We start from the raw sequence: 1,004 nt of genomic DNA on the forward strand, positions 1-1,004 counted from the left end.
GAGCTGTTCTTGCCTGCTCGCGCGTTTTTGCGCGGGGGGCTTGCGGGGAGCGGGTTTTTCCGCCACAGGCGGCTGTGGCTTTTCCACAGGCTTTTTCTGAACGGGGTTCGGCGGTTCGGGGGGCGTTTCTGCCACGGGAGGAACCGGTGCGGTAAATGGGGATTCCTCGGCCAGCAGGCGTTTTTCCTGTTTGGGGACAGGCTGCTCATGCCGTATCTGCATGTCGGCAAAGCGCATGGACATGGCAATGGACCCGGCAGCGGCCGCCGGAAGCGCCATGCCCGGCGGGCGGACAGATGCCAGCAGCAGGGCAGCGGTCACAAACATGCAGGACATGAGGCTTACGGCATAGTTGCGGCTGCGCTTTTGCGCGGCGGTGTCACAGTGCCTGGTCCGGCGCGGATGACTGGGTGCTGATAACAAAGCGTCCCCCTCTCTTGGTCTTGGCCTGATCAACCACGTTGACAAAGGCGTCAAATGGGGCCTTTTCGTCCACGTGCAGATTCAGCAGTGCGCCGGGCATGGTATCCAGCACTGCGGGCAGGTCGTCTTTGCTGATTTCCCTGCCTTCATGGTGCATGGTGCCGTCTTTCTTGATGGCAATGACAAGTTCCCGGCCATGCGCCGCGTCCGGCGCGCCTTCTTCAGCTTTGGGCAGTACGATGTCCAGTACGGGCTTGCTGAACGAGGCGGTAAGAATGAAAAAAACCAGCAGCATAAAAACCACATCGATGAGTGGCGTGAGGTCAATGGTGGCCTCTTCGTCCAGATCAAACATGGCTCCTCCTTAGAGCATTTGACACTTGAAATGCTCATTTACGGCAGGCAAAAGCCTGCCTGCGCGCATTCCGTGGCAAGGATTTTCCTGAAAATCCTTGCAGAGCAGTTAACGCATTTCATTTGTAAACAGCTCTAGGCGGGCTCTTTTTCCGCGTTGACCGGGCATGTTCCGGCCTGATCCGGTCTGGCGCGGCCGGCTGGCGCGGCAGCTCCAAAGGCAGGGC

Annotated in this window: 1 protein-coding gene and 1 pseudogene; both read right to left on the bottom strand. The window is 59.2% G+C overall.

Going from position 1 to position 1,004, the window contains the following annotated elements; genetic code table 11:
* Positions 1-336 (bottom strand): annotated as a pseudogene (locus V6C07_RS00820) (hypothetical protein); the annotation flags it as partial.
* A 43-nt stretch (positions 337-379) separates the two neighbouring features.
* Positions 380-778 (bottom strand): ExbD/TolR family protein, encoded by a 399-nt coding sequence (locus V6C07_RS00825; RefSeq protein ID WP_333534492.1) that lies wholly within the window; start codon positions 776-778, stop codon positions 380-382.
* Between the last annotated feature and the right edge of the window lie 226 nt (positions 779-1,004).

Origin of the sequence: Desulfovibrio sp. 1214_IL3152, from assembly GCF_036763055.1 — a bacterium.
GTDB lineage: Bacteria > Desulfobacterota > Desulfovibrionia > Desulfovibrionales > Desulfovibrionaceae > Desulfovibrio.